Genomic DNA, 20,438 nt, shown 5'->3' with positions numbered 1-20,438 from the left:
CCCAGCATCAATTTGCGTTGCACACCGATGTGCCCGAGGTGGTATTGCATCCAACGATACATGCGCTTGCACTCCTAGCGAGCAGACAGGGCGTTTTGCCATTAGCGTGCCTCTGTATCGGCCCTGTGCCTAGGATCTGTAATACCGTGGATCGGACTTTTCTAGAACAAACGCGCCAGCAGCGCGGTGACGGCAGTCTCGACGCGCAGGATGCGCTCGCCTAGCTGTACCGGGTTCAACCCGGCCTTGCCCAGCAGTTCGACCTCGTAGGGAATCCAGCCGCCTTCCGGGCCGATTGCCAGGGTCACCGGCTCGCTCAGGCCGCGGGGGCAGGGCGGGTGGTCGCCGGGGTGGCCGACCAGACCCAGGGTGCCGTCGGCGATGGCCGGCAGGCGGTCTTCGACGAAGGGCTTGAAGCGTTTCTCGATGATGATTTCCGGCAGCACGGTGTCACGCGCCTGCTCCAGGCCCAGCACCAGATTCTCGCGAATGGCGTCGGGCTGCAGGAAGGGCGTCTGCCAGAAGCTTTTCTCCACCCGGTAGCTGTTCACCAGGATGACCTTGGCCACGCCCATGGTGGCCACGGTCTGGAACACCCGCCGGAGCATTTTCGGCCGCGGCAGGGCCAGCACCAGGGTCAGCGGCAGCTTGGCCGGCGGCGGCTGGTCCAGGACCACCTGCAGCTCGGCTTCGCGGGCCTCCAGGCGCAGCACTTCGGCGCGGCCCATCAGGCCGTTGATGCGGCCCACGCGCAGGCTGTCGCCCACGGCCACGCCGTGCACTTCCTGCATGTGCTTCAGGCGGCGGTCGCGCAGGACCACCCGGTCGGCCGCGATGAAATCGGCCTCCTCGAGCAACAGCAGGTTCACGCCTGGGTCGCTGGCGGCTGGTCGTTGTGGTCGCTGGCGTCCTCTTCATGGTCGCCACGCTTGCTGACCAGGCCGCCGAACAGCACGCCGATCTCGAACAGCATCCACATGGGCACGGCCAGCAGGGTCTGCGAGAAGATGTCCGGCGGGGTCAGCAGCATGCCGACCACGAAGCAGCCGATGATCACGTACGGGCGCATCTTCTTCAGCTGCTTGACGTCGACCACGCCGATCCACACCAGCAGCACCACGGCCACGGGGATCTCGAAGGCCACGCCGAAGGCGAAGAACAGGGTCATGACGAAGTCGAGGTAGCTGGTGATGTCGGTCATCATCTGCACGCCGGCCGGGGTGGCCGAGGCGAAGAACTTGAAGATCAGCGGGAACACCAGGAAATACGCGAAGGCCATGCCGCAGTAGAACAGCAGGATGCTGGAGATCAGCAGCGGCACTGCCACGCGCTTCTCATGCTTGTACAGGCCGGGCGCGATGAAGCCCCAGATCTGGTGCAGGATGACCGGGATGGCCAGGAACAACGAGACCATCATGGTCAGCTTCAGCGGCGTCAGGAACGGCGACGACACGTCGGTGGCGATCATGGTCGCGCCTGCCGGCAGGTATTCGCGCAGCGGCACCGACACGAAGGTGTAGATCTGCTGGGTGAAGGCGAACAGCGCGGCGAAGATGACGAAGATCGCCGCTACGCAGCGCAGCAGGCGGGTTCGCAGCTCGGTGAGGTGCGAGACCAGCGGCATGGGCTGGTCGTTTTCGGGAATTTCGCTCATGGGGCTCGCGGCGGCTGGGTCGGATCGTGAGGCGGCGTGTGGGCGCCGGGGACTTGCTCGGGCGAGGCCTGCACCGGGGCGGCCGGTGCAGGTTCGGCGTGCACAGGCGCAGGTTGTGGCTGCACCACCGGTGGCTGCGCGGGCTGCACAAGCGGGTTGAGGATCTTCTTCGCTTCCTGTTCCAGCGAGAGGATGTGCTCGTTGTGCAGCTGCCGGCGAATCTCGTCGGCGCCGATTTCACGTTCCACTTCCGCCTTGATGGCATTGAAGCTGCGCTTGAGCCGGCCTACCCACAGGCCGGCGGTGCGGGCGGCGCCCGGCAGGCGCTCGGGGCCGAGCACCAGCAGGGCCACCAGGCCCACCAGAAGCAATTCGCTGAAGCTGATCCCGAACATGACTTCAGTCTTTCCTGATGGGGTCTTCGACTTTCTGGGCCGTGGCATCGATGGTGTGCGGCTGGCTCAGGGGCGAGGTGGCCTGCGGGTGCACTGGCTGGGCAGGTGGCACCGGCTGGTCGGCGGGCTTTTCGTCGTCGTTCATGGCCTTGCGGAAGCCCTTGATGGACTCGCCGACGTCGGTGCCCAGGTTTTTCAGTTTCTTGGTACCGAACACCAGTACCACGACAATCAGGATGACAATCCAGTGTTTCCAGTCAAAGAGACCCATGGGGTAATTCCTCGTTCGATACGTTATGCAGAAGGCTGGCGGGCGGCTTTTTCGACGTGGCCGGAAAGCCCGAAGCGGCGGTCCAGTTCGTCCAGGACGGCCTGCGGGTGTTGCCCCAGCGCAGCCAGCATGACCAGGCTATGGAACCACAGATCGGCGGTTTCATAGATGACATCGCTGTAATCTCCGCTGACGGCGGCGTCCTTGGCGGCGATGATGGTCTCGACCGACTCTTCGCCGACCTTTTCCAGAATCTTGTTCAGGCCCTTGTGGTACAGGCTGGCGACGTACGAGCTGTCTGGCTCGGCGCCTTTGCGCGACTCCAGTACCTCGGCGAGCCGGGTCAGGGTGCTGTCAGTCATGGGAGTGTCCTGGCTGGTAGATGGCTTTCGGGTCCTTGAGCACGGGGTCGACGGTTTGCCAGCCGCCGTGCTCGTAGACGCGGTAGAAGCAGCTCTGACGACCAGTATGGCAGGCAATGTCGCCCACTTGTTCAACCATCAGGATAATCACGTCGGCGTCGCAGTCCAGGCGCATTTCGTGCAGGTGCTGCACGTGGCCTGAGTCCTCGCCCTTGCGCCACAGTTTGCCGCGCGAGCGCGACCAGTAGATGGCGCGGTTCTCGGCGGCGGTCAGGGCCAGCGCCTCGCGGTTCATCCAGGCCATCATCAGCACGCGCCCGGTCTTGTGATCCTGGGCGATGGCCGGGACAAGGCCGTCGCTGTTCCAGTTGATCTCGTCCAGCCAGTCTTTCATTTTTGACTCCGACAACGAGTTCGATCAGCTCGAACTCCTCACTAGTGTGCCACCCCGATGGGCGGCTGGCTATCAACGCGCGACCAGGTACAGGCCCGCGGCCAGCATGATCCACGCGGGCCACGCGGCCAGGCTGTCAATGGCGCCGCCGGTGGCGGCCAGTGTCGCACCCCCGGCCAGCAGGGCGCCACCCACCACGCGCAGCACGCGCTGTTCGCGTGGCTGTTGCCAGGGCGGCGGGGCGTCCTTGGCGTGGGGCTGCGACATGCGTTCCAGCAGGTCGCGGGTCATGTTGGCCAGGTGCGGCAGTTGCTCTACCTGGGATTGCACGTTGTGGAACAGGCTCTTGGGGCTCATGCGCTCGCGCATCCAGCGTTCCAGGAACGGCTGGGCGGTGCTCCACAGGTCCAGGTCCGGGTACAGCTGCCGGCCCAGGCCCTCGATGTTCAGCAGGGTCTTCTGCAACAGCACCAGCTGCGGCTGCACTTCCATGTTGAAGCGCCGCGCGGTCTGGAACAGGCGCATCAGCACCTGGCCGAAGGAGATGTCCTTCAGCGGTTTCTCGAAGATCGGCTCGCAGACGGTGCGGATCGCCGCCTCGAACTCGTTGAGCTTGGTCTCGGCCGGCACCCAGCCCGAGTCGATGTGCAGCTGCGCCACGCGGCGGTAGTCACGCTTGAAGAACGCAAACAGGTTGCGCGCCAGGTAGTCCTGGTCCTCGGGCGTGAGGCTGCCGACGATGCCGCAGTCGATGGCGATGTACTTGGGGCTCCACGGCGCCACGGTGCTGATGAAGATGTTGCCCGGGTGCATGTCGGCGTGGAAGAAGCTGTCGCGGAACACTTGGGTGAAGAAGATCTCCACGCCGCGCTCTGCCAGCAGCTTCATGTCGGTGCGCTGGTCGGCCAGGGTGGCCAGGTCCGTGACCTGGATGCCATAGATGCGCTCCATCACCAGCACCTTGGGGCGGCACCAGTCCCAGTACACCTGGGGCACGTAGAGCATGTCCGAGGCTTCGAAGTTGCGCCGCAGCTGGCTGGAGTTGGCCGCCTCGCGCAGCAGGTCGAGCTCGTCGTAGATGGTCTTTTCGTAGTCGGCGACCACGTCCACCGGGTGCAGCAGGCGTGCGTCGGCCGAGAACTTCTCGGCCCAGCGGGCCAGCAGGAACAGCCACGCCAGGTCCTGGCCGATGACCGGCTTGAGGCCGGGGCGCACCACCTTGACCACCACTTCCTCGCCGCTGCGCAGCTGCGCCGAGTGCACCTGGGCCACCGAGGCCGAGGCCAGCGGTTCGACGTCGAAGCGGCTGAACACCTCGACGATCTTCTTGCCAAGTTGCTCTTCGATCAGCTTGATCGCCTGTTGCGGGTCGAACGGCGGCACGCGGTCCTGCAGCAGCATCAGCTCGTCGGCGATGTCTTCGGGCAACAGGTCGCGGCGCGTGGACAGCAGCTGGCCGAACTTGATGAAGATCGGCCCCAGGTCCTGCAGCGCCAGGCGCAGGGCGGCGCCGCGGGTCAGCTCCAGGCGCTTGCGCGGCAGCCAGCGCCAGGGCATGGCGAAGCGCGTGATGCGCAGGAACCACGGCAGGGGGAGGGCGAATAACAGGTCATCGAGACGGTAGCGGATCACGACGCGCTGAATGCGCAACAAACGGCGGACGGCAAGCAGCTTCATGCGTTATCGCTAGGTTTGAGGGATCGGGCGAGGCGCTCTAGGCGCGCTTCGAGGCGTTCGACATCGAGCTTGAGCTCGTCGATTTCGGCAAACCTGGCTTCGGCTTCGTGCTTGCCCACCAGGGTGCGGGTTTCTTCGGCCAGGTATTCGGCCATGTTCTGGTTCAGGCTGGACAGGCCCTTGCGCACCCAACTGGCGTCGCGGCGCAGGTGGCCGCTGATCAGCTGGCTGGCCACCGGGCCGAGCCAGCGTTGCAGCTCGTATTCCCAGTCCAGTTCCAGGTCCTGCAGCACCGCCACCAGTTCCAGCAGCACGGCGCTGTCGCCGGCCAGGTCCACTTGCGGGCTGTGCAGCACGGCGGTCTTGTCGCGGCTCAGCGCCAGCTGCGCCAGGCTGCTGGCCGGGGCCTGCAGCACGCAGTCGGCCGGCGCCGCCCATTGGCTGGCCAGCATCAGGCCTTCACCGCTGGGCAGGATGAACAGTTTCATGGCCGGCATCAGGCAATCGATCTCGATCACCTTGCCGGCCAGGCGCGCCAGCCGTGGCAACGCCGTGCTGTCCAGGCGCAACACACGGTTGAGGCCGTGTTCGGCGCTGGCGATCAGGCCGCTGTACAGCATCAGGGCTTGATGCCGCGGTGCAGGGCGACGATGCCCGAGGTCATGTTGTGGTAGGTGACGCGGTCGAAACCGGCCTGCACCATCATCGACTTCAGGGTTTCCTGGTCCGGGTGCATGCGGATCGATTCGGCCAGGTAGCGGTAGCTTTCCGAGTCGTTGGTGATCAGCTTGCCGGCCAGCGGCATGAACGCGAACGAATAGGCGTCATACACCTTGGACATCAGCTTGTTGGTGGGCTTGGAGAACTCCAGCACCAGCAGGCGGCCGCCTGGCTTGAGCACGCGCAGCATCGAGGCGATGGCGTCTTCCTTGTGGGTGACGTTGCGCAGGCCGAAGGCGATGGTCACGCAGTCGAAGTAGTTGTCCGGGAACGGCAGCTTCTCGGCGTCGGCCTGGACGAACTTGACGTTGCCGGCCACACCCAGGTCCAGCAGGCGGTCGCGGCCTACCTTGAGCATGGAGGCGTTGATGTCGGCCAGCACCACTTCGCCGCTGCTGCCCACCAGGTGGGAGAACTTGCGGGTCAGGTCGCCCGTGCCGCCGGCGATGTCCAGCACGCGGTTGCCGCTGCGCACGCCCGACAGTTCGATGGCGAAGCGTTTCCACAGCCGGTGCATGCCGCCCGAGAGCACGTCGTTCATCAGGTCGTACTTGGCCGCTACCGAGTGGAATACCTCGGCGACCTTCTCGGCCTTCTTGCTTTCGGGCACGTTCTTGTAGCCGAAGTGGGTAGTAGGTTCGGCATCGCTGGCTTTGCGCTGATCGGTCATATCGCTGTCACCGGAAAAAATTACTGGCCATTCTAATCCCCATGGCCGGCTTTGTCTTGGCAAGGCTGGTCGCAGATGGCTTGGAAGCGCAACCGCGCTACTATAGCCAGCATTATCACTTGAGCGGGACTGGTTGGATGACGCAAATCAGCGTTGAGCGCAAACATGGCCTTGGGCGCGATGCGGCCCGGCAGAAAGCCGAGGTGCTGGTGGACAAGCTGGCCAGGGAATATGACCTGCAGGCCCGGTGGGACGGGGATGTGGTAGAGGTCAAGCGCAGCGGCGCCAGCGGTACCATCCGCATCGGTGAGGACACCATCCGCGTGGACCTGAAGCTGGGCATGATGCTGTCGATCATGGGCTCGTCGATCAAGGGCGAGATCGAGAAGGCACTGGATAAAGCGCTGGTCAGCTGACTCGTAGCCGCTGCCGCCAGGCGGCGTCAGCGGCTTGCGCGGTGCCTGTGACGCGGCCTTGCGGCCGCTGCTACGGGGGTTTTGGTTACTTCTGGACTACGGCGGTGCCGTCGGCCTTGGGCGCGATGGTGGCGTAGTCACGCAAGGTCTTGGGGTTGTACGGGTCGCCGATCAGGCGCGGGCGCGCCACGAACTTGTCGTTGACGATGCTCTTGGTCGGGTCCCATTCGTTGAAGCTCAGGCCCGCCAGGTCTGCCCACGTGTGGATCAGGTTCTGGGTGCTGTACGGCCGGTTGGCGTCGCCCTGGAAGCCCCACGCGTGGTCAGCCTTCCATTTCGGCGAGGCGTAGACCATGAACGGAATGGTGTACATGGCCGAGGTCGGGTTGCCTTCGTTGCGGCCCAGGTTGGTGTGGTCGCCCGAGTCGTACACGTCTTCGCCGTGGTCGGACAGGTACAGCAGGAAGCCGTTCGGGTCGGCGGCCTGGTAGTTCTTGATCAGGCTCGACACCACGAAGTCGTTGTACAGCACTGCGTTGTCGTAGTCGTTGTAGGTCTGCAGGCGTTCGCCGGTGATCGACGGCGGCACGCCGACGTTGTCCTTGAACTTGTCGAACTCTGGCGGGAAGCGGTACTGGTAGCTGACGTGGGTGCCCAGCAGGTGGATCACGATCAGCTTGCGCGGTGCGCTGTCGGCCAGGGCCTTGGTGAACGGCTCGATCACGTCGCCGTCGTACTGGCGGGCGTTCTGGTTGCGGTTGTTGTTCATGTACGACTGCTCGTCCGCCTGCGCAGAGAAGGTGGTGAGCATGGTGTTGCGCTTGGTCAGGGTCTGCTGGTTGGTGATCCAGAAGGTCTTGTAGCCCGCCTGCTTCATCATCTTGACGATGGACGGCGTCTTCAGGAACAGGTCCGGGTGCTCTTCGTCGGCGAAGGTCAGCACCTGCTGCAGCGCCTCGATGGTGTAGGGGCGCGGGGTGACCACGTCGTTGAAGATGCTCAGCTGGTCGCGCATCTTGCTCAATTCGGGGTTGGTGTCACGGCCATAGCCGTACAGGCTCATGTGGCCGCGGTTGGTCGACTCGCCAATCACCAGCACCAGGGTGGACGGCTGGCCGGCAGCCGTGTCCTTGAGGTTGGTCAGCGGCGGGATCTTCGCGTCCAGCGCCAGCATGTCCTGCATGCCGTCCAGCTGCTTGAGGTAGTTGTTGTAGCCGATCACCAGCTGCCACGGCACCGCAGGCTCCATGCGGCCCTGGAAGTTTTCCATGCCGTTCTCGAAGCCGCCTTTCTTCTTCACCGCCTTCACCAGCGGCCACACCACCAGGCCCAGGATCAGCGCCAGGCTCACCGCGATGGCCTTGGTGGTGCTGATGCGCACCGGGCGCAGGCGGGTCCAGATGAACACCGGCACCGCCGCGTAGAGCAGGAAGGTCGGCACCATCCACCACTGGAAGTACTGGCCCAGGTACTCGCCGGCTTCAGCGTTGTTGGACTCGAACATGATGAAGATCACGCTCTGGGAGAACTCCTGGTGGTACACCAGGAAGTAGAACAGGCTGCCCAGCGAGCACAGGAACAGCACGATGCCGATGACCGCGGCGATCACCTTGGTGCGCGAAGGGAACAGCAGCACCGGGATCAGCCACAGGGCGCTGAGGAAGAAGGCGTCACGGAAGCCCTGGAAACCGGTGGTGCCGGCGGCCAGGATCAGCGCCTGGGTCACGCCCGAGAAGTACCAGAAGAACAGGAAAAGCCAGCCCAGTCCTGCCCAATCGGTGCGGGCGCGGCGGGCAACTGCGGGGGATGCGGTGGTCATGTGGGTTCCAACTCTCGGCGATCAGGCGCCGGAGTCAGCTGCCCGAAATCAAAAACGACACGCATGCTACGACGTCATATGTGAGTTTTTTGTCAAAACCCTGAATATTTCGTGACAAACGGATTTTGGTGCTTAGGGTGAGCATTCTAATTTTTGTCATTAAGGTGTGCCTATGCCCTGTGGTCGGGTGGGCAATCCTCCCTCTTTACAAGCATGAGGTGCACCATGGCAAAAGCGATCCTGAAGAAGAAGGTCCAGGTTCCGGCGGAACACGCCGCCGGTGAGGTTCGTTCCTACGCCCGCAAGATCTGGCTGGCCGGTATCGGTGCCTACGCCAAGGCCGGCAAGGAAGGCGTCAGCTACATCAAGGAGCTGATCAAGACCGGTGAAGACGTGGAAAAGACCGGCAAGAAAAAGATCGACGCCGAGATCAAGGCCGCCAACACCGAGATCGCCGAAGTGAAGGGCGAGGTGAAGGCCGAGCTCAAGTCCGTGAAGGGCAAGGTCGAGCTGCAGCTCGATCGCATCGAAAGCGCATTTGATTCCCGGGTAGCCAGTGCCTTGAACCGCATCGGCATCCCGTCCCGGCATGACGTTGAGACACTCTCTGCTAAGCTCGATGAGCTGACGGCATTGCTTCAACGTGTCGAGCGCAAACATTAAGGAGAGCAGGATGGCTGGCAAGAAGAAGGTTGAGAAAGAAGGCAGCTCCTGGGTCGGCGAAGTAGAAAAATACTCGCGTCAGATCTGGCTGGCTGGTTTGGGCGCTTACTCGAAGATCAGCAATGACGGCAGTAAGCTTTTCGAGAACCTGGTCAAGGACGGCGAAAAAGCCGAGCAACAGGCCAAGGAAGAAGTCGACAAGGGCGTGGACTCGGTGAAGTCCACCGCCAAGACCGCCAAGTCACGGGTGGGTGATGTGAAAGAGCGCGCACTGGGCAAGTGGAGCGAGCTGGAAGAAGCGTTCGACAAGCGCCTGAACAGCGCCATTTCGCGCCTGGGCGTGCCTAGCCGCCTGGAAGTGAAGCAGCTGCACAGCAAGGTCGATACCCTGACCAAGCAGATCGAGAAGCTCACCGGGCAGTCGGTGACGCCGATCTCCAGCCGCACCGCAGCTGCCAAGCCTGCGGCCAAACCGCTGGCCAAGGCCGCTTCCACCGCCAAGGCCGCCACCAAGGCGGTGGCCAAGCCGGTTGCGGCGAAAACCGCAGCAGCGGCCAAGACCGCCACCAAGGCAGCCGCCAAGCCAGTCGCTGCCGCCAAGGCCGCCGCCAAGCCTGCTGCCAAGCCGGCGGCGAAAAAGCCTGCGGTGAAAAAACCGGCAGCCGCCAAGCCGGCCGCTCCGGCCGCCAGCGCTGCCCCGGCGTCCACCGCCAACAGCGCCGCCGCCCCGTCCGCGCCAGCGCCAAGCAGCGCGTCGGCCCCGGCAAGCGCCCCGCAGTCCTGATAACCTCAGGCTGACCAAACGCCCGGCCCCGCAAAGGCCGGGCGTTTTTATTTGCCTCCGTAGCAGCAACTGTCTTGTGGGAGCTGGCTTGCCAGCGAGCTTTTATGGCCCCAACAACTCGCTGGCAAGCCAGCTCCCACAGGATGCCGCGTCAGCCCTCCAAGTAGCGCAGGGCGATGCGTTCGGCGGCGTGCCGGGGCTCGGGGTGCAAGTGCGGGGCCACCAGCATCATGATCTGGTACACCACCACGCCCACCTCGCCGTCGCGGCCCAGGATGCGCTGGTAGTCCAGGGAAAACACCAGGGTCAGGGTGATCTGCTCCACCAGTTGCCCCAGGGCCTGGGTGTCGCTGGTGACCTGGCCCTGGGCTTTCAGGCTGGCCAGCAGCGAGGCCAGGGTGCGCTTGATGCCGTTGAGCAGGCTGCGCACGCCGCGCGCCAGCTTGGGCAGGCGCCCGGCCAGGTTGGACAGGTCCTGGAACAGGAAGCGGTACTGGGCCATGCGCTCCACGATCAGGTGCAGGAACAGCCAGTAGTCCTCGGCGCTGAGTTCCACGTGTTCGGGTGGGTCCAGCAGCGGCGTCAGCTCATCTTCGAAACGCTCGAACAGCCCCAGTATCAACGGCTCCTTGCCGTGGAAGTGGTAGTAGAGGTTGCCGGGGCTGATCCCCATTTCATTGGCGATCTCCATGGTCGAGACATTGGGTTCGCCCTGCTGGTTGAACAGCTGCAGGGCACACGCCAGGATACGGTCGCGGGTTTTCATCCGGTTTCTTGTCAGTCCTTGAGCAAAAAGTCAGCGCACCAGCACATAGGTACCTGGCGCGGCGTCCAGAGTCGGGTAGGTGGCGCTGCCGAGGGCCATCTGGGTCTCGCGCTGGGTGCCCGAGCGCGCTTGAATCCAGCTCAGCCATTCCGGCCACCAGCTGCCTTCGACGTGCTTGGCGTCGTAGTACCAGGCCCGCGGGTCGCTGCTCAGGCGGGTGTTTTCCACGTAGTTGGCCTTGGGGTTGCCCGGCGGGTTGAGGATGCTTTGCACGTGGCCGCTGTTGGACAGGATGAAACGGCGCTCGCCGCCCAGCAGCAGGGTGGAGCGGTAGACCGCGTCCCACGGGGTGATGTGGTCGTTGATGCCGGCCACGCTGAAGCTGTCCACGGTGACCTTGGACAGGTCGATGGCCGTGCCGCACACCTCCAGGCCGCCGGAGTGGCTGAGCGGGTTGTGCTTGAAGAAGTCCAGCAGGTCGCCGTGCAGCGCGGCGGGCAGGCGCGTGGTGTCGTTGTTCCAGTAGAGGATGTCGAACGGCGGCGGGGTCTTGCCCAGCAGGTAGTTGTTGACGAAGTAATTCCAGATCAGGTCATTGGGGCGCATCCAGGCGAACACCCGGGCCATGTCGCGGCCGTCCAGCACGCCGTGCTGGTAGGAGCGGCGCTTGGCCGCTTCCAGCGCCTGCTCGTCGATGAACAGCGCCGCCGGGCTTTCGATCTGGCTGTCCAGCAGGCTCACAAGGTACGTGGCGCTGGCCACGCGGCGGCCCTGGCGCTTGGCCTGCAGCACGCCTTGCAGGGCCGCCATGGTCAGGCCGCCGGCGCAGGCGCCGATCAGGTTCACGTCGCGCGAGGCGGTGATGGAGCGGCAGACGTTCACTGCTTCCTCCAGCGCCTCGACGTAGGTGGACAGCCCCCACTCCCGATGGCGGGCATCGGGGTTGCGCCAACTGATGGTGAACACCTGCAGGCCGTTCTTCAGCGCGTACTGGACGAAGCTGTTGGTGGGGCTGAGGTCAAACACGTAGTACTTGTTGATCTGCGGCGGCACGATCAGCAGCGGCTTGGCGTACTGCTTCTCGCTCATGGGCTTGTACTGGATCAGCTCCAGCAGTTCGTTGCGAAACACCACCGCGCCGGGCGTGGTGGCCACGCTCTTGCCCACCTCGAACGCCTCGCGGCTGACCTGGCGGGGCAGGCCGTCGTTGTGGCGCAGGTCGTCGAGCAGGTGGCCGATGCCCTTGATCACGCTGGTGCCGCCCGAATTGAACAGCTCCTTGAGCGCCAGCGGGTTGAGCAGCGAGTTGGTGGGCGACATGGCGTCGTTGATCAGCGCGAAGACGAAGTGCGCGCGCACGCGGTCGTCCTCGGGCAGGCCGCTTTCGTCGATCCAGGCCTTCACCTCCTTCTGCCAGCTGAGGTAGGCCTGTAGCCCGCGGCGGTAGAAGGGGTTGAGGCTCCAGGTGGGGTCGCTGAAGCGGCTGTCCTTGGGGTTGGGCTGGTGCAGCGTGTCGCCCATCAGTACCCGGCTCAGCTGGCTGCCCAGGCGCAGGGCATGGCGGGCAGTGAGCACCGGGTGCAGCAGGCTGTGGCGGCCTACGCTGCGCAGGGTCGAAACCAGGTCACGACCCCGCAGCCCGGTGATCGCGCTCTGGGCGTTCATAAAGGTGGCAGCGATGGGCGTGTGCCCCTTGGCTGGTTTCTCTTTCATGCGTCAACACTCCTTCGTCGGGCCTTCTACCAACACATGGGTGCAAGCGCCGTGCAGCACGCTTGCGTTGATCGCGTTGGCAGCACTCCGGCCACGCACGCGACAACCAGCGGCCCCTCAGGGGCCGCGAAATGGCGCCGGTTGCGGGTGCATCACCGCGCGTTGGCGCTCTTCCTGGAGAAACTTCATGATGATCGGCGCGACGGCTTCCGCCCGGGTAATCAGGAACAGGTGGCCGTCGTCGATTATGTGTAGTTGGGCGTTGGGAATGCGCCAGGCCAGCAGGCGCATATTGATCAGCGGGATCAGCGGGTCATCGTCGCCGGCCAGCACCAGGGTCGGCTGGTGGATCTTGTGCAGCCAGTGGATGCTGGTCCAGCCCAGCCCGGCGAACAGCTGCCAGTAGTAGCCCAGCTTGCCCGAGGAACGCACCTTGGCGGCGTGGTTCATGGCCAGGTCCGGGTCGCGGCGGAACGCGCCGCCGTAGATCTCCGGGGCAATGCGCACCACGTGCGAGGGCTGGATGTAGCGCCGCGGGCTGGCCATCATCCACAGCACCTTGGGCTTGCCCGGCACCATCACCGCGCCGGCCGCCGTGGCCGCCAGCACCAGTTTCTTGCAGCGCTCGGGGTAGTCGTAGGCGAACTGCTGGGCCAGCGCGCCGCCCCACGACACGCCAATGGCGTTCACCTGGCCGTAGTCCAGGTAGTCGAGCATGCGCGCGGTCAGGCGTGCCAGCCCCGGGAACCGGTAGGGGTAGCTGGGCGTGGAGGAGCCACCGACCCCGGGCACGTCGAACGCAATCACTTCCAGGTCAGGGTCCAGCGCCTGCACGAAGGGGAATACCAGCTCCAGGTTGGCGCCGATGCCGTTGAAAATCAGCAGTGGGGTCAAATGCGGCTTGCCTGGCCTTACCGCGGTGCGGATGGCCTGGCCATCCAGATCCACGGTCCGGAAGATGTACTGTTCCTGCATGCATCAAGCCCTATAAGGTTGTGCCGCCACGCCAATTGTCGTGGCGGTTCTCGGACGGGCCTGGCGCCTCAGCGCTCGTGCACGTAAGTCCCGGGTGAAGCCTCCCCGGCCGGGTACGCCTTGTTGCCCAGCTTGAGTGGCGCCTTTTTCAGTTCCCCTGAACGTTCGGTCAACCAGGCTGCCCAGTACAACCACCAGGAATCGGTGTGCTTGGTCGAATCCTCCTGCCACTGCACGGGGGTGGACGTCAGCTCGCTATTGGTCATGAACCGCGCCTTGGGGTTGCCCGGCGGGTTGAGAATGCTTTGGATATGACCGCTGCTCGACAGCACGAACTCCACCTTGCCGCCAAACAGTTGTGCTGATTTGTAGCACGAAGTCCATGGCGTGATGTGATCGTTGGTGCCCGCCAGGCAGAAAATATCGCTGTCCACCTGCTTCAGGTCGATGGCGGTGCCGCAGACTTCCAGGGCGTTGGCGCGGGTCAGCGGGTTGTTCTTGAACATTTCGATCAGGTCGCCGTGGAAGGCGGCCGGCAGGCGCGTGGTGTCGTTGTTCCAGAACAGGATGTCGAACACCGGCGGCTCGTTGCCCATCAGGTAGTTGTTGACCCAGTAGTTCCAGATCAGGTCGTTGGGGCGCATCCAGGCGAAGATCTTCGCCATGTCCTTGCCTTCCAGCACGCCCGATTGGTAGGAGTGGCGCTTGGCCGCCTCCAGGGTCTGCTCGTCGACGAACAGCGCCACCTGAGTGTCCAGGGTGGTGTCGAGCACGCTCACCAGCAGGGTCAGGGCGTTCACCTTGCGCTCGCCCAAGGCGGCGTAGTGGCCCAGCAGCGCGGTGCAGGTGATGCCGCCCGAGCAGGCGCCGAGCATGTTCAAGTCCTTGCTGCCGGTGACGGCCAGCACCACGTCCACCGCTTCCTTGAGGGCGTCGATGTAGGTCGACAGGCCCCACTCGCGCTGCGCCTTGGTAGGGTTGCGCCAGCTGATGATGAAGGTCTGCACGTTGCTGCGCAGGCAGAAGCGCGCCAGGCTCTTCTCGGGGCTGAGGTCGAACACGTAGAACTTGTTGATCTGCGGCGGTACCACCAGCAGCGGCCGTTCCAGGGTCTGCTCGGTGATGGGGCTGTACTGGATCAGCTCCAGCACGTCGTTGCGGTAGATCACCGCGCCCTCGCTGGTGCCCAGGTTCTTGCCCACCTCGAACGCGTCCATGTTGACCTGGCTGGGCATGCCGCCGTTGTTCACCAGGTCCTTGGCCAGGTGCGACAGGCCGTCGAGCAGGCTCTTGCCGCCGGTCTCGAAGAAGCGCTTCACCGCTGCCGGGTTGGCCATAGTGTTGGTGGGCGCCATGGCCTCGGTCATCAGGTTGATGACGAAGTGCGCGCGGGCGATGTCCTGGGCCGAGAGGTTGCTCTCGCCAGCCCAGTCGTGAAGCTCCTTGCGCCACGCCAGGTAGGTCTGCAGGTAGCGGCGGTACAGGGGGTTCTGGCTCCAGGCCGGGTCACCGAAACGACGGTCATCGTTTTCCGGCACCAGGCTGGATTTGCCGAAGATCACGTTCTTCAGTTCGATGCCAAAATGGGCCACGTGCTTGGCACTGTGCAGCGGCTGCTTGAGAGCCTGCCGCAAAATCATGCGCGCAGAGCTGAGCAGATCCTTGCCGCGCAAGCCGATGACAGGGTTCAGGCCCAGAGTATTTTCCGAGGCCTGGTACTTCAGTTCATCGTTGTTCTTGTTACTCATCTACGACGCTCCGTTGTCCTGAGACGAGTACTGGTGGGACTGTGCCGACAGCGCAGCCGCGAGCCAGTACTACTGCCCGGGTGACCAGTGATAGCGAACAGTTGTGTAACGACTGGCCGGGCAATGCATCGCGGAGTCTTGCTGGCAATCCTGCGCCTGCGGAAGGCTACCTTCTCTCGCAACGTCCGAACCCGACCAGTGCCCTGAGTGATGCAGGGAACTTGCCACTTCCATTGGTTACCCGACTTTGTACGAAATCGCAAGCGACCGTTGTAGGACCGCTGCCAAGGCATTCAAGCAAATAGAATTAGAAAATGCTCTCTAGAAAATCCGAGCCGCGGGCTAGAGCATCAGTTTGACTACCGACAATGCGGGGTCGCGGGTCTTGCCGGCTTTTTGCAGCTCGTCGAGGTAATCCGCCCACAGTTGCTCCTGGCGAATCGACAGCTGGTAGAGGTAGTCCCAGGTGAACAGGCCGCTGTCGTGGCCGTCGTCGAAGGTCAATTTTAGTGCGTACTGGCCGGCCGGCTCTATTTTGGACAGGCCAACGCCCAGCTTGCCGAACTGCAGGATGGGTTTGCCGTGGCCCTGGACCTCGGCGGAGGGAGAGTGCACGCGCAGGAATTCGGCGGGCAGGTGGTACACCTCGCCAGGGCCGTAGGTGAGGCTCAAGGTCTTCGAGGCTTTGTGCAGGTTGATGGCGGTGGGGAGCTTGGTCATCGATACAGGGCTCTGAAGTTCAGGTCGCCCTTGTGGGAGCTGGCTTGCCAGCGAGCTTTTCGCTTCTAAAAGCTCGCTGGCAAGCCAGCTCCCACAGCACAGGTGCTACGGGCAGGTCTTGCCTTACAGGATATACCGAGACAGGTCTTCGTTCTGGGCCAATTCGCCCAGGTGGCTGTTCACGTACTCGGCGTCGATGCGGATCGGCGTCTCGTCGTGGGCGCTGGCCAGGTCGCCAGCGCTGAAGGACACTTCTTCCAGCAGGCGTTCGAGCAGCGTGTGCAGGCGGCGGGCACCGATGTTCTCGGTCTTCTCGTTGACCTGGAAGGCGATCTCGGCCAGGCGCTTGATGCCCTCGGGCGCGAACTCGATGTTCAGGCCTTCGGTCTTCAGCAGCTCGCGGTACTGCTCGGTCAGCGAGGCGTGCGGCTCTTGCAGGATGCGCTCGAAGTCTTCCGGGGTCAGGGCCTTGAGTTCCACGCGGATCGGCAGGCGGCCTTGCAGCTCGGGCACCAGGTCGCTTGGCTTGCTCAGGTGGAAGGCGCCGCTGGCGATGAACAGGATGTGGTCGGTCTTGACCATGCCCAGCTTGGTGTTCACGGTGCAGCCTTCGATCAGCGGCAGCAGGTCGCGCTGCACGCCTTCACGGGACACATCGGCGCCGCCGACGTTGCCGCGCTTGGCCACCTTGTCGATCTCGTCGATGAACACGATGCCGTGTTGCTCGACTGCTTCCAGGGCCTTGGCCTTGAGCTCTTCCTCGTTCACCAGGCGACCGGCTTCTTCCTCGCGCACCAGCTTCAGGGCTTCCTTCACCTTGAGCTTGCGGGCTTTCTTCTTGCCCTTGCCCATGTTGGCGAACAGGTTCTGCAGCTGGTTGGTCATCTCTTCCATGCCCGGTGGCGCGGAAATGTCGACGCCCATGGCTTCGGCCACTTCGATCTCGATTTCCTTGTCATCCAGCTGGCCTTCGCGCAGGCGCTTGCGGAACAGCTGGCGGGTGTTGGAGTCGGTGCTGTGGGTCTGGTCTTCGTTGAAGCCCATGCGTGCCGGCGGCAGCAGGGCGTCGAGGATGCGCTCTTCGGCGGCGTCTTCGGCGCGGTGCTGCACGCGGGTGATCTCCTGCTCGCGCAGCAGCTTCAGGGCGGCGTCGGCCAGGTCACGGATGATCGACTCGACGTCGCGGCCCACGTAGCCCACTTCGGTGAACTTGGTGGCTTCGACCTTGATGAACGGTGCGTTGGCCAGCTTGGCCAGGCGGCGCGCGATCTCGGTCTTGCCCACGCCGGTAGGGCCGATCATCAGGATGTTCTTGGGCGTCACTTCAACGCGCAGCTCGGCCGGCAGCTGCATGCGGCGCCAGCGGTTGCGCAGGGCGATGGCGACGGCGCGCTTGGCATCGTCCTGGCCGATGATGTGGCGGTTGAGTTCGTGGACGATCTCGCGGGGGGTCATGGACATGATATGTGGCGGTCCTCTAGCGGTGCTGACAAGCGTGGGAAGGCCCGGCCGCAGCCGGGCGCCAGAACAACTTGTTACTCCGCGAGGTCCTGCTCCTCGATGGTCAGGTTGTGGTTGGTGAACACGCAGATGTCGCCGGCGATACCCAGTGCGGTCTCGGCGATTTCGCGGGCCGACAAGTCGGTTTTCATCAGCAGCGCGCGGGCAGCGGCTTGTGCGAACGCGCCACCCGAACCCATGGCGATCAGGCCGTCCTCGGGTTCGACGACGTCGCCGTTGCCGGTAATGATCAAGGAGGCGTCCTTGTTGGCCACGGCAAGCATGGCTTCCAGGCGGCTCAGGGAACGGTCGGTGCGCCATTCCTTGGCCAGCTCGACGGCGGCGCGCACGAGGTGGCCCTGGTGTTTCTCCAGTTGGCCTTCAAAACGCTCGAACAGCGTGAAGGCGTCGGCGGTGGCACCGGCAAAACCGGCGATTACCTGGCCGTGGTACAGGCGACGCACTTTCTTGGCGTTGCCTTTCATCACGGTATTACCGAGGGAAACCTGGCCGTCGCCGCCCATGACGACTTTGCCGTGGCGACGAACTGAAACGATGGTGGTCAAGGGGAGAGTCTCCACGCAGCGGGGCGAAAATGCCCTGATGGAAACTCATATGGGGGTGCGGTTGGCTATTTCAACCTTGGGGGATGAGCGGTGTTATTGCAGGGGGCTGGGGACGCGGCCTGCGGCCGCTGCTACAGGGCCGCGTCCGAAGGGCTTACTGGCGGGTCTGGCGTTGTTGTAACAACAAGTTGCTGAAACCGCTGCCCGACAGCTGCTTCTGCGCCACGGTCAGCTGTTCGCGGTTGCTGAACGGGCCGACCAGCACCCGGTACCAGGTCTCGTCCTTCACGGTGCCCGATTCAACCGCCACCGCCTGGCCCAGCAGGATGATCTGCGCGCGCACGCGGTCCGCATCGGACTGCTTGCGGAACGAGCCGGCCTGCAGGAAGAACTGCGTGGTGGCTGCCGGCTTGATCACCGCCGGTGCTGGCGGTGGCGTCTGCCCCGACAGCGCCGCCTGGGCGCGCGCGGTGTCGATCTTCGCCGCTTCCGCCGGGGTGACCGGTGGTTGCGCCGGCACCGGCGGGGTTTTCTCCGGCACGGCTTCAGGCGGCACGATCACTTCCGACTCGGGCAGCAGGGTGTAGAAGTCGTACTTGGGCTTCACCGGCGCCTGCGGGCTTGGCGGCGTCTTGTTGGCCTCGGCGATCTTGTCGGCCTTGGCCTGCTCGGGTTTCACCCGCTTGACGTCGTCATGCCCCGGCTCCAGCTTCATCAGGAAGACGATGAAGGCGCCGACCGTGAGGCCGACCGCCATCCATACCCAACCCGGGATCGGCTTTTTCGCTGGAGCGGAATTTCGGCTGGCGCCACGCTTGGGAGCAGGTTTTTTCTTGGCAACCAACTTACATGCGCTCCAGAGTTTCCAGGCCCAGCAGCTCCAGGCCTTGCTTGAGGGTGCGACCGGTCAGGGCGGCCAGGCGCAGGCGGCTTTGTTGCTGGGCCGGGGTGTCGGCGGCCAGCACCGGGCAGTTCTCGTAGAAGCTGGAGAACAGCCCGGCGACGTCGTACAGGTAGGTGCACAGCACGTGCGGGGTGCCTTTCTCGGCGACGTTGTTCAGCACTTCGCCGAACTGCGCCAGCTTGGCGGCCAGTTCGTGCTCCTGCGGCGCCTCCAGCACGATCTCGCCTTCGACGTCGGCGAAGTTCTTGCCCAGCTTGCGGAACACGCCGGCGGTACGGGTGTAGGCGTACAGCAGGTACGGCGCGGTGTTGCCTTCGAAGTTCAGCATCAGGTCGAAGTTGAAGCTGTAGTCGCTGGTGCGGTGCTTGGACAGGTCGGCGTACTTCACCGAGTCGATGCCCACCACCTTGGCGATGTTGCGCAGCTCGTCCTCGGCCAGTTCCGGGTTCTTTTCCTTCACCAGCGCGTAGGCGCGTTCCTGGGCTTCGGTCAGCAGGTCGATCAGCTTCACGGTGCCGCCGTCACGGGTCTTGAACGGGCGGCCGTCGGCGCCGTTCATGGTGCCGAAGCCCATGTGCTCCATGTCCATCGGGTGGGTGACGAAGCCGGCCTTGCGGGCCACGGCGAACACTTGCTGGAAGTGCAGGGCCTGGCGCTGGTCGACGAAGTACAGGGCGCGGTCGGCGGCCAGCTTGCCGCTGCGGTAGCGCACGGCGGCCAGGTCAGTGGTGGCGTACAGGTAGCCGCCATCAGCCTTGACGATGATCACCGGCAGCGGCTCGCCCTCGGCGTTCTTGAACTCGTCGAGGAACACGCACTGGGCGCCGTTGCTTTCGACCAGCAGGCCGGCGGCCTTGAGGTCGTTGACCACGTTGATCAGGTCGTCGTTATAGGCGCTTTCGCCCATCACGTCGGCCATGGTCAGCTTGACGTTCAGCAGCTCGTAGATCTTCTGGCAGTGCGAGAGCGAGATGTCCTTGAACTTGGTCCACAGGGCCAGGCAGTCCGGGTCGCCGGCCTGCAGCTTGACCACCAGGCCGCGGGCACGGTCGGCGAACTCTTCGGACTCGTCGAAGCGTTGCTTGGCGGCGCGGTAGAAGTTCTCCAGGTCCGACAGCTCGTCGCTGGTGATCGGGTTTTCCTGCAGGTACGCCATCAGCATGCCGAACTGGGTGCCCCAGTCGCCCACGTGGTTCTGGCGGATCACGGTGTCGCCGAGGAATTCCAGCACGCGGGCCACGCCGTCACCGATGATGGTGGAACGCAGGTGGCCGACGTGCATTTCCTTGGCCAGGTTGGGGGCCGACAGGTCGACCACCACGCGCTGGGTGGCGCCGGCCTTGCGCACGCCCAGCTGGGCGTCGGCCAGGGCGGCGTCCAGGCGGGCAGCCAGGGCCTGGGTGTTCTGGAAGAAGTTCAGGAAGCCGGGGCCGGCGATCTCGACCTTGCTGATCTGCGCGTCGGCAGGCAGGGCGGCGATCAGTTTCTCGGCCAGGTCGCGCGGTTTCAGGCCGGCCGGCTTGGCCAGCATCATGGCGATGTTGCTGGCGAAGTCGCCGTTCTTCTTGTCGCGGGCGTTTTCCACCTGGATCGCTGGCGTCAGCCCTTCAGGCAACACACCTTCCGTGACGAGTTGGGTGAGGGCTTGTTGAATCAGCTGGCGAATGGTGTCTTTCATGGTCTTCTCGTTCGACCGCATGGGCGGGCGGCGCCTGGAAGCG

Annotated in this window: 22 protein-coding genes; 3 read left to right on the top strand and 19 right to left on the bottom strand. The window is 64.2% G+C overall.

Annotation, left to right across the window (positions count from 1 at the left end):
- Positions 1-161 precede the first annotated feature (161 nt).
- The 9 genes from ACWKWX_RS05915 to ubiE form a co-directional block, all read right to left on the bottom strand.
- Positions 162-869 (bottom strand): 16S rRNA (uracil(1498)-N(3))-methyltransferase, encoded by a 708-nt coding sequence (locus ACWKWX_RS05915; RefSeq protein ID WP_416422031.1) that lies wholly within the window; start codon positions 867-869, stop codon positions 162-164.
- Positions 866-1,654 (bottom strand): twin-arginine translocase subunit TatC, encoded by a 789-nt coding sequence (tatC, locus tag ACWKWX_RS05910; RefSeq protein WP_416422032.1) that lies wholly within the window; start codon positions 1,652-1,654, stop codon positions 866-868. The genes ACWKWX_RS05915 and tatC overlap by 4 nt, the downstream gene beginning before the upstream one ends.
- Positions 1,651-2,049 carry a Sec-independent protein translocase protein TatB gene (gene tatB, locus ACWKWX_RS05905; protein WP_483827215.1) on the bottom strand — a complete coding sequence of 133 codons (399 nt, stop codon included), beginning with the start codon at positions 2,047-2,049 and terminating at the stop codon, positions 1,651-1,653. The genes tatC and tatB overlap by 4 nt, the downstream gene beginning before the upstream one ends.
- Positions 2,050-2,053: 4 nt before the next feature.
- Positions 2,054-2,320 (bottom strand): twin-arginine translocase TatA/TatE family subunit, encoded by a 267-nt coding sequence (locus ACWKWX_RS05900; RefSeq protein WP_416422034.1) that lies wholly within the window; start codon positions 2,318-2,320, stop codon positions 2,054-2,056.
- Between the two features lie 23 nt (positions 2,321-2,343).
- Positions 2,344-2,682 (bottom strand): phosphoribosyl-ATP diphosphatase, encoded by a 339-nt coding sequence (locus tag ACWKWX_RS05895; protein WP_483827214.1) that lies wholly within the window; start codon positions 2,680-2,682, stop codon positions 2,344-2,346.
- Positions 2,675-3,076, bottom strand: coding sequence for a phosphoribosyl-AMP cyclohydrolase (gene hisI, locus ACWKWX_RS05890; RefSeq protein ID WP_483827213.1), 402 nt, complete (start codon positions 3,074-3,076; stop codon positions 2,675-2,677). The genes ACWKWX_RS05895 and hisI overlap by 8 nt, the downstream gene beginning before the upstream one ends.
- A 72-nt stretch (positions 3,077-3,148) precedes the next feature.
- Positions 3,149-4,753 carry a ubiquinone biosynthesis regulatory protein kinase UbiB gene (gene ubiB / locus ACWKWX_RS05885; protein ID WP_416422037.1) on the bottom strand — a complete coding sequence of 535 codons (1,605 nt, stop codon included), beginning with the start codon at positions 4,751-4,753 and terminating at the stop codon, positions 3,149-3,151.
- Positions 4,750-5,373: a ubiquinone biosynthesis accessory factor UbiJ gene (locus ACWKWX_RS05880; protein WP_483827212.1), complete on the bottom strand. Its 624-nt coding sequence runs from the start codon at positions 5,371-5,373 to the stop codon at positions 4,750-4,752. The genes ubiB and ACWKWX_RS05880 overlap by 4 nt, the downstream gene beginning before the upstream one ends.
- Positions 5,373-6,143, bottom strand: coding sequence for a bifunctional demethylmenaquinone methyltransferase/2-methoxy-6-polyprenyl-1,4-benzoquinol methylase UbiE (ubiE, locus tag ACWKWX_RS05875; protein WP_476294849.1), 771 nt, complete (start codon positions 6,141-6,143; stop codon positions 5,373-5,375). Before ubiE ends, ACWKWX_RS05880 begins: the two co-directional genes overlap by 1 nt.
- A 137-nt stretch (positions 6,144-6,280) precedes the next feature.
- Here ubiE and ACWKWX_RS05870 point away from each other — a divergent pair, with 137 nt between their 5' ends.
- Positions 6,281-6,559, top strand: coding sequence for a polyhydroxyalkanoic acid system family protein (locus tag ACWKWX_RS05870; protein ID WP_416422040.1), 279 nt, complete (start codon positions 6,281-6,283; stop codon positions 6,557-6,559).
- Positions 6,560-6,644: 85 nt separating this feature from the next.
- Here the strand turns inward: ACWKWX_RS05870 and cptA are convergent, their stop codons facing one another.
- Positions 6,645-8,378 (bottom strand): phosphoethanolamine transferase CptA, encoded by a 1,734-nt coding sequence (cptA, locus tag ACWKWX_RS05865; RefSeq protein ID WP_416422041.1) that lies wholly within the window; start codon positions 8,376-8,378, stop codon positions 6,645-6,647.
- A 225-nt stretch (positions 8,379-8,603) separates the two neighbouring features.
- Between cptA and ACWKWX_RS05860 the strand changes: the two genes are divergently transcribed.
- Together ACWKWX_RS05860 and ACWKWX_RS05855 are read left to right on the top strand one after the other, a co-directional pair.
- The gene (locus ACWKWX_RS05860; protein ID WP_416422042.1) at positions 8,604-9,041 is read left to right on the top strand and encodes a phasin family protein; all 438 of its coding nucleotides are present in this window, start codon (positions 8,604-8,606) and stop codon (positions 9,039-9,041) included.
- A 10-nt stretch (positions 9,042-9,051) separates the two neighbouring features.
- The gene (locus tag ACWKWX_RS05855) at positions 9,052-9,825 is read left to right on the top strand and encodes a phasin family protein (RefSeq protein WP_483827211.1); all 774 of its coding nucleotides are present in this window, start codon (positions 9,052-9,054) and stop codon (positions 9,823-9,825) included.
- A gap of 151 nt (positions 9,826-9,976) precedes the next feature.
- On the opposite strand, the gene ACWKWX_RS05850 is transcribed toward ACWKWX_RS05855, so the two are convergent.
- The 9 genes from ACWKWX_RS05850 to argS all read right to left on the bottom strand — a co-directional run bounded on the left by ACWKWX_RS05850 (position 9,977) and on the right by argS (position 20,395).
- Positions 9,977-10,591, bottom strand: coding sequence for a TetR/AcrR family transcriptional regulator (locus ACWKWX_RS05850; protein WP_416422044.1), 615 nt, complete (start codon positions 10,589-10,591; stop codon positions 9,977-9,979).
- Between the two features lie 30 nt (positions 10,592-10,621).
- On the bottom strand, positions 10,622-12,304 hold the full coding sequence (phaC, locus tag ACWKWX_RS05845; RefSeq protein WP_416422045.1) for a class II poly(R)-hydroxyalkanoic acid synthase: 1,683 nt from the start codon (positions 12,302-12,304) through the stop codon (positions 10,622-10,624).
- 117 nt (positions 12,305-12,421) lie between these two features.
- Positions 12,422-13,279, bottom strand: coding sequence for a poly(3-hydroxyalkanoate) depolymerase (gene phaZ / locus ACWKWX_RS05840; protein ID WP_416422046.1), 858 nt, complete (start codon positions 13,277-13,279; stop codon positions 12,422-12,424).
- 68 nt (positions 13,280-13,347) lie between these two features.
- The gene (phaC, locus tag ACWKWX_RS05835) at positions 13,348-15,027 is read right to left on the bottom strand and encodes a class II poly(R)-hydroxyalkanoic acid synthase (protein WP_416422047.1); all 1,680 of its coding nucleotides are present in this window, start codon (positions 15,025-15,027) and stop codon (positions 13,348-13,350) included.
- Positions 15,028-15,369: 342 nt separating this feature from the next.
- Complete coding sequence (locus ACWKWX_RS05830; protein WP_483827210.1) at positions 15,370-15,747, bottom strand: gamma-butyrobetaine hydroxylase family protein; 378 nt, start codon at positions 15,745-15,747, stop codon at positions 15,370-15,372.
- Between the two features lie 123 nt (positions 15,748-15,870).
- The gene (gene hslU / locus ACWKWX_RS05825) at positions 15,871-17,208 is read right to left on the bottom strand and encodes an ATP-dependent protease ATPase subunit HslU (RefSeq protein WP_416422049.1); all 1,338 of its coding nucleotides are present in this window, start codon (positions 17,206-17,208) and stop codon (positions 15,871-15,873) included.
- Positions 17,209-17,282: 74 nt separating this feature from the next.
- Positions 17,283-17,813 carry an ATP-dependent protease subunit HslV gene (gene hslV / locus ACWKWX_RS05820; RefSeq protein WP_008368013.1) on the bottom strand — a complete coding sequence of 177 codons (531 nt, stop codon included), beginning with the start codon at positions 17,811-17,813 and terminating at the stop codon, positions 17,283-17,285.
- Positions 17,814-17,967: 154 nt separating this feature from the next.
- Entirely contained in the window at positions 17,968-18,657 is a 690-nt protein-coding gene (locus ACWKWX_RS05815) for an SPOR domain-containing protein (RefSeq protein WP_416422050.1), read from the bottom strand.
- Between the two features lies 1 nt (position 18,658).
- On the bottom strand, positions 18,659-20,395 hold the full coding sequence (argS, locus tag ACWKWX_RS05810) for an arginine--tRNA ligase (RefSeq protein WP_483827209.1): 1,737 nt from the start codon (positions 20,393-20,395) through the stop codon (positions 18,659-18,661).
- Positions 20,396-20,438 lie beyond the last annotated feature (43 nt).

This window comes from Pseudomonas imperatae (assembly GCF_057128625.1).
The sequence above is the reverse complement of the archived record's forward strand: the minus strand, read 5'-3'. Positions and strand labels throughout refer to the sequence as shown.